The organism is uncultured Abyssibacter sp. (assembly GCF_964000955.1).
GTDB lineage: Bacteria > Pseudomonadota > Gammaproteobacteria > Nevskiales > OUC007 > Abyssibacter.
Map to the genome: position 1 here is coordinate 24,651 of NZ_CAXFCL010000329.1, position 7,073 is coordinate 31,723.

General features: G+C 64.5%; 5 protein-coding genes. 1 reads left to right on the top strand and 4 read right to left on the bottom strand.

Features of this window, described 5'->3' with window-relative positions:
- Nucleotides 1-2: 2 nt before the first annotated feature.
- The 3 genes from ABNS06_RS15980 to ABNS06_RS15990 all read right to left on the bottom strand — a co-directional run bounded on the left by ABNS06_RS15980 (nucleotide 3) and on the right by ABNS06_RS15990 (nucleotide 3,685).
- Nucleotides 3-1,178, bottom strand: a complete 1,176-nt coding sequence (locus ABNS06_RS15980; protein WP_348675598.1) for an efflux RND transporter periplasmic adaptor subunit — start codon at nucleotides 1,176-1,178, stop codon at nucleotides 3-5.
- Entirely contained in the window at nucleotides 1,175-2,581 is a 1,407-nt protein-coding gene (locus ABNS06_RS15985; protein ID WP_348675599.1) for an efflux transporter outer membrane subunit, read from the bottom strand. The genes ABNS06_RS15980 and ABNS06_RS15985 overlap by 4 nt, the downstream gene beginning before the upstream one ends.
- 75 nt (nucleotides 2,582-2,656) lie before the next feature.
- Nucleotides 2,657-3,685 (bottom strand): mechanosensitive ion channel family protein, encoded by a 1,029-nt coding sequence (locus tag ABNS06_RS15990; RefSeq protein WP_348675600.1) that lies wholly within the window; start codon nucleotides 3,683-3,685, stop codon nucleotides 2,657-2,659.
- Between the two features lie 115 nt (nucleotides 3,686-3,800).
- Between ABNS06_RS15990 and ABNS06_RS15995 the strand changes: the two genes are divergently transcribed.
- A complete protein-coding gene (locus tag ABNS06_RS15995) occupies nucleotides 3,801-5,447 on the top strand; it encodes an alkaline phosphatase D family protein (protein WP_348675601.1) in 1,647 nt (548 codons plus the stop codon).
- Here the strand turns inward: ABNS06_RS15995 and ABNS06_RS16000 are convergent.
- Nucleotides 5,444-7,073 (bottom strand): S9 family peptidase (locus tag ABNS06_RS16000; RefSeq protein WP_348675602.1); only part of this gene is annotated, 1,630 nt, incomplete at its 5' end. The genes ABNS06_RS15995 and ABNS06_RS16000 overlap by 4 nt on opposite strands.

The window sequence follows — 7,073 nt, forward strand, 5'->3', positions numbered from 1 at the left end:
GATCAGCCCGGCTCGCCGGCTTCGGTCCGATCGGGAGCGTCGTCGCCGGCGATGCGCACGTGCATGCCCTCAACCGCCAGCGGGATGCGGGTCTTCAGGATGCGATCGCCGTCATTCAGGCCGCCGCTGCCGCTGCGGATGAAGACAGCGTCATCGCTGCGCCAGGTGATGGTCAGCGATGTCTTTTCCAGTGCGTTGTCGTCGTTCACCCGCCACACCGCGTTGGAGCCGATGAGCGCCGCGCGCGGTATTGCGATGGTGTCGACCAGTTCGCGGCCGTGGAGCGCGACGTCGACGAAGGCGCCAACCAGCAGCGGTGTCGGGCCGCTCAGCGGTTCGGGGACCTCCAGCAGCAGTCGGGCCATGCGGCCTTCCGGATCCAGATCGCCGAGCACGCGGATCACCCGACCTTTGCGGGCGCTGGTGGTGTTCGGCTGGCGGATGTCGGCGGCCGCGCCGGCGGAGCCATCGGCGGTCGGCAAGGGCAACCATTGCAGGCGGTCCACGGGCACGCTTGCGAGCACGTGGAACACGTCGTCACCGAGCAGTCGGCCGAGCTGCTGGCCGGCGTTGACCACCTGACCAGCCTCGACGGATTCGGACTGGACGACGCCGTCGAATGGGGCGGTGATGGTGCTGCGTTCGAGGTTCAGCTGGGCATCGCGCAGCTGCGCCTCCGCGGATTTTACCGTGGCACGGGCGGCGGCGAGCTGCGGTTTGCGCCGGGCCAGCGCACCGTCCGCGTCAGTGCGGTCGAACAGCGTCCATTCGCGTTCGGCCACCTCAACCCGGCCCTGCTCCAGGGCCAGATCACTGCGGGCGCGGGCGAGGTTCGCCCGGGCCTGATCCACGGCCAGCTCGAAGCGCTCGGCCTCCAGGCGGATCAGTGCATCGCCGGCCTTCACGCGTCCACCGGGAATGAAATCGGGCGCCACGGCTTCCACGCGACCGCCGACCTCGGAGGTGACCTGGACATCGCGGGCCGCCTGCACGGTGCCGGTGGCGTCGATTTCCACCCGCACCGTGCCGGCCGTCAGCTGGACCGTTTCGACCAGCGGCTTGACGGGGCCGGCGTCCGATCGACCCGGTTTTGGCTTGGTCTTCACCAGCACCGTCAGGATCAGCATGCCCAGGATCACGATGCCGAAGAACGCGAAGACCTTGGTCCGTCGTTTCATGAGGATTCCCCGTTGCCGGTGTCGACCACCGACCAGTCTCCGCCCAGTGCGCGATGCAACTGGACGCGGTAGGACAACAGTTGGCGCTTGGCCGTCAGATAGGACTGCTCGTCGGCCTGCAGCGTGGTTAGCGCGGTCAGTACGGGCAGATAGTCCGACAGGCCGTTCTGGTAGCGATCACGCGTGGCTTCGAGCAGTGAGCGGCTTGCGGCGACGCGTTTTTCCAGCGCCTCGACATGCCGTCGCTGTTCTTGTTCCTGAAGCAGAGCGTTCTCGACCTCGGCCATCGCGTCCAGCAAGGCCTGCTCGTACTGCGCCAGCGCCTCGCGCAGCACGGCGTCGGTGCGTCGGACTTCCGCGGCGCGGCGGCCAGCGTCGAAGACCGGGCCGACGATGCCGGCGGCGACGCTCCAGATCAGGTCGTCGAACAGCGTTTCGGTGGATTGCGACTGGTAGCCGGTATCCGCGGTCAGGCGCAGGCTGGGCAGCCGGTCGGCGACCGCCACGCCGACGCGATGATCCGCGGCCAGCACGCGTCGATACGCGGCCATGACGTCGGGTCGGTGCAGCAACAGATCGGCCGGCAGTCCCGCGGTGGGCGGTGGCGGCAACTGCGGCAGGCTGCCGGGCACTGCGATGCGCATCTTGCCGGGTGGGTGTCCGGCCAGCACGGCCAGCTGGTTGCGCAGCACGCCGGCCTGCGCGGTCAGCAGCGGCGCCTGGCTTTCGACGCCGGCCACCTGCTGCTCCTGCTGGCGGATGCCGACGATGGAGCCGGAGCCGTATTCGAAGCGCAGGCGGGTCAGTTCGAGATAGCGGGTGTTCAGCTCGGCCTGGGAGCGGGTCAGCGCCAGGCGCGCTTCGGTCTCGATCAGGCTGAGCCAGGTTTCGGTGACCTGGGCGGCGATGCTGTGGGCCGCGGCGGTCGCATCCAGCGCGGCGGCCTGGGCATCGAGCCGGGATGCGGTGCGGCCGTGGCGCACGCGTCCCCAAAGATCGACCTCGTAGGCGGCGCTGGCCGACAGGCTGTACTGGTTGCTGATCGTCTGGACGCGCTGATCGCCGATGAAGATCACGTTCTTGCCACGGCTGGCACGGCCGTTGAGCTCCAGCGACGGATAAAGTCCGGAGGTCTGCTGCCGCAGCAGCGCATCGGCCTGATCCAGCCGGGCTCGTGCGGCCTGGAGCTGGCGGTTGCGCGTCAGCGCATCGGTGACCAGCGCATTGAGGCCGGGCTGCTGGAACCGCATCCACCAGCGCGGATCACCGGTCGCCTCGGCGGTCGGGGACGCCGTCATCCAGTCCGCGGGCAGCGGCATGCCGTCGGTGGGCGATCGCTCCACCGAATGCACACAGGCGGACAGCGTCGTCATGCACAGCAGCACCGCTGCGGCACGAGACACCTCGCCGACACGTCGTGAGATTGGCATACCGCCTAGTATCTCACTTTCTCTTCAGATTCGGAGACGCGAGTCGCTCTAGCGGTCGGCCCCGGGCTCCGATGTATCACCCCGGGTTTTGAGGCGCGCCTCGAGTTCGGTGATCTGCCGTTCCAGCGCCGTTCGCTCCGGACTGTCGCGATCCTCCAGCGCGGCCAGTTGCTCGCGGGCGTGCTCCAGCGCCTGAGCATCGTCGGCCTTGTCGAAGATCCTGGATTCCGGCGCGTCCGCATCGACGACACCGGGTTCGGTCGCGGGATTCGCGGGCTGACCCTCCGGCAGGATGGCGGTATCGGGTGCGAGCTGACGCTGGATCATCAATGTCGGCGAGGCGATCTCGAAACCGCGGCCATGGAGCGCTTCCATCATGGACTTGCGCAGGTTCGAGCGCGCCGTCAGTAGGTGCTTGACCTCATTGAGCGTGCCGGCCAGGCGATAGAGCACGGAAAAATCCTGCAATGCGACGACCTGCACGAAGGGATCCTCCAGGCCGGCCCGTCCGGCGGCCTCGACCAGGGCTTCCTCGATGGCGTCGCGGGGAATGTCGTACCCCAGCGAGACCTGCGCGGAGACGATGGTGCCGCTGCGGTGCACGACCGTGACCGGATGCGTGATCAGCAGCAGGTTGGGAAAGGTGGTGAGGTCGCGGTCCTCGGTCTGGATCTCCACATGGAACAGACCGCGCTCGGTGACGCGCCCGAACCGATCCTGAAGCCGGATGAAGTCGCCGGGCCGGAATTGCCCGACGACCCGCAACATGACCCCCGCCATGGCATTGGCCACGAATGTGGTCGACGACAGGCCGATCACGCCGGTGAGCACGACACCGAGCAGGCTGAGCACCTGTCCGCGGAGGCTGTCCGACATGGGCAGTGCCAGCACCAGCAGCAACAGGCCGACCAGCGTGCCGCCAGCCAGCAGCAACTGGCGGGGCAGCCGGGCCTCGTTGCCGAGATCCCCGCGCCGCGCGAGCAGCCACCAGTGCAGGCCGCCCAGCACCAGAATCATGACAGTCAGGACGAGCAGCGCGGGCACGAAGTCGCGCAAGGTGTCGGTCAGTTCGGTCAACGCCCCCTCCCTGATGGCTCGAAACGCATTCCAGCATACCGGTCGCGCTTTGCATCATCCCGGATTCACGCGAGGCAATTATGCTGTCCGGATTTGAATCGGGAGCAGTGTGACCATGGCGCCACCGAATCGACGCGATGTTCTGCGGGCTGGGACCGCGCTCGCCGCGACCAGTCTGCTCCCGGCCTGCGGGCAGTCCGGTGCGCCTGGCGTGAACGACGGCGCCGGCCCCGAGCCCGATGCCGTCGGTTTCATCCATGGTGTCGCGTCCGGTGATCCGCTGAGCGACCGCGTGATGCTGTGGACGCGCATCACGCCGGAGGCCGGTGATCAGCCGGTCACCGTGACCTGGGCGGTCTACGAGGATGCCGATCTGACCGTTTCGGTGACCGGGGGTGATGTCGTCACCGATGCCGCACGGGATTTCACGGTCAAGGTCGACGCCACCGGACTCCAGCCGGGCCGGCATTACTGGTTCCTGTTCACGGCGGGCGAGGTCACGTCACCCGTCGGCCGCGCCAGGACCTTGCCCACCGGCTCGCCGGAGCGCGTGCGGCTTGGCGTGGCGACCTGCGGCGACTACTCGCGTGGGTTGTGGAACGCCTATGCGCGCCTGGCCGAGCGCGACGACATCGATTTGTTCCTGCATCTGGGCGACTACATCTACGAAACCGATCGTGACGCCGTGCGCGCTCACCAGCCGCCGATCGATGTCGTCACGGTCGATGACTACCGTGCCCGTTACGCCAGCTACCGGCGCGAGCCCGAGTTGCAGGCACTGCACGCGGCCCATCCGATGATCTGGGTCTGGGACGACCACGAAACCGTCGACGGGACCTGGAGCGGTGGGGCCGATCCCAATGACCATGACCCGGAGATTCACGGGCCGATCGAGGTTCGCCAGGCCAACGCCTTGCAGGCCGCCATGGAGTGGCTGCCGATTCGCCCGCCGGACCCCGCTAATCCCGAACGCATCTACCGCGATTTCGCGTTTGGTGACCTGATCGATCTGTTCATGCTGGATACCCGGCGCATCGGGCGCGATGAAGTGCTGCCCGGCAATCTCGGCGTCGGCGACTTCTTCACCCAGACCGGCGACTTTGTCGATCCGCAGCGGCAGATGCTGGGCGCGGAGCAGGAACAGTGGCTGATCGACGGTTTGCAGACATCGTCCGCGAGATGGCGGTTGCTCGGCAATCAGGTCGTGCTGTCACCGCTCAAGCTGTTCGGCGCGCCAGCCGCGACCGGAGCCAGCATCTTCGCCAATCCGGATCAGTGGGACGGCTACGAGCCGGCGCGCAACCGCCTGTTTGACGCGATCGAGCAGGGCGGAGTGGACAACATCGTCGTGCTGACCGGCGACGTGCACGCCTCCATCGTCTTCGAGGTTACGCGTGACCCGAACAACCCGCTGGTCTACGACCCGTTGACCGGCCGGGGCGTGCTCGCCACCGAGTTCGTCGCGCCCTCGATCAGCTCCGCTGGTGATCCGCAGACGCTCGGGCCGGACACCAGCACCGGCGACCTGGAGGACATCCTGCTGGCGCGCGGTGGCGGCGCGTTGCTGGCCATCAACATCCACGGCAAGTACTACGAGGGCACCCGGAACGGCTATCTCGTCGTCGACGTGGATCGCGAGCGCACCCAGGTGGAGTACTGGACCGTGCCGACGGTGACCGCAGTCACCGACGAGCAGTCCCTCGACGCCACGTTTGTAGTGACAGCGGGGGATGGGCGGATTCGGCGCCTAGAGGCGTCTTAGGAGTCTGGTGTTGTCGTGTGTTTATCCAGAAACGCTTCCAGTTTCTCATAGAAGGCGATGCGGTTCTCTAGTTTGTAGAAACCGTGTCCTTCCTTCGCTCGCGCCATCCACTCGTACTTGAGTCCCTTTTCCTTCATCGCATCGCGAAGCGCTTCGGCTTCGGAATATGGCGCGCGCTGGTCTTCCTTTCCGTGAACGATGAGCATCGGCGCTTTTAGTCGGTCGAGAAGCTGCATCGGTGACTGGCGCTCAAGTTCTTCTTCTGATCCGCCAACAAACTCTTCGAAGAAGTTGCGGCCGAATTGGGATCGTACGATGTCTGTATTTTTAGCCATTGTTCTCAGGTCGTAGACGCCGACATATCCAACAACGCATTGAAAGAGGTCCGGTTTTCGGACTGCCGACATGAGAGATGCATATCCACCATAACTCGCCCCATATATGCATAGGCGGTCTGGATCCGCAGTGCCTTGGTCGATCGCCCATTGCGTGCCGTCTAGGATGTCGTCGATCATGCCGAGTCCCCACTGTTGTCGGCCGGCTTCAACAAAGTCTGCGCCGTACCCGCCAGACCCTCGAAAGTTGATCTGAAGCACCGCATAACCACGGCTGGCCAAAAACTGAGAGTCGGCGTCCCACAACCAGCCATCCCGAATGCCGATTGGACCACCGTGAGGGAGCACCACCATCGGTAACCTCTTGGGGTTCCTGCCGGGCGGCAGCGTCAAATACCCGCGGATGCGTAGACCGTCTCTGGCGTCGAACTCGATAGGTTGGCGCGAAGCCATTGCATTGGGATCAATCCACTGGCGTGCGGACAGGAGGAAACGCGCCTGGTTTTCCTTCCGATCGAACAGAAAGAATTCGCCCGGAACTTTGTCTCCCGCGACCTGGAAGACCAGCCGGTTTCCATCGGATGACCATCCAGCTGGTATCACCAAGTTCGGGGCAAACCTCTGTTGAATGGCTTCAAGCAGTTTGCCCTCGCCGGTGTCGGGGGAAAGGTTGACCGATTGAAAGCGCCCAGGCTGAAAGTAGGCGCGAATAGGGCGAGTGCCGTCGGGTGAGAAGGCGAGCCTGAAGAGATCGACATCGTCGCGGCAGGCAAGTTGTTTGGGTGAAAAATTATCCAGGCTGACTTGATACAGACAATCCGTCGAAGTGCTGCTGAGTCCTTGCAGATAAATGGATTTATTGTCCGATGAGACCGATACCGGGGTTAATCCACTGATTCCTTCAATATCGATTTTATTCCAGACATCTGATGTTTCTGGATCTAGATAGTAGGTTTCGGTGGTTAGCGGGCTGTCACCAGATGCAGAAAATAACCGGATCTCGCCATGTATGTCCGTGACGAACTCGCCAGGTCCTTTCTTGGGTGCATCGATTAAAACGTTCCGGCGGCCAGACCTTACATGGATCTTCTCAGCGGTCGTACGTTTGTCGACACCCGCCATATATTGTTTTGTGCCTGGATCGATCTGGAACGGACGAGTGGCAATGACCGCATAGTCTTCGTTATCCGGTAATGAGTCGACCAGTGTCGTGCTGCCATAGAATGGGTCGACCCGGCGCGTACGGTATCCGATCAAGTATGTGAATGTTGATCCATCGGCATCGATGGCG

Coding starts and splice junctions, on each gene's coding strand:
- ABNS06_RS15980 (WP_348675598.1), bottom strand. CDS start 1,178: ATGAAACGACGGACCAAGGTCTTCGCGTTCTTCGGCATCGTGATCCTG.
- ABNS06_RS15995 (WP_348675601.1), top strand. CDS start 3,801: ATGGCGCCACCGAATCGACGCGATGTTCTGCGGGCTGGGACCGCGCTC.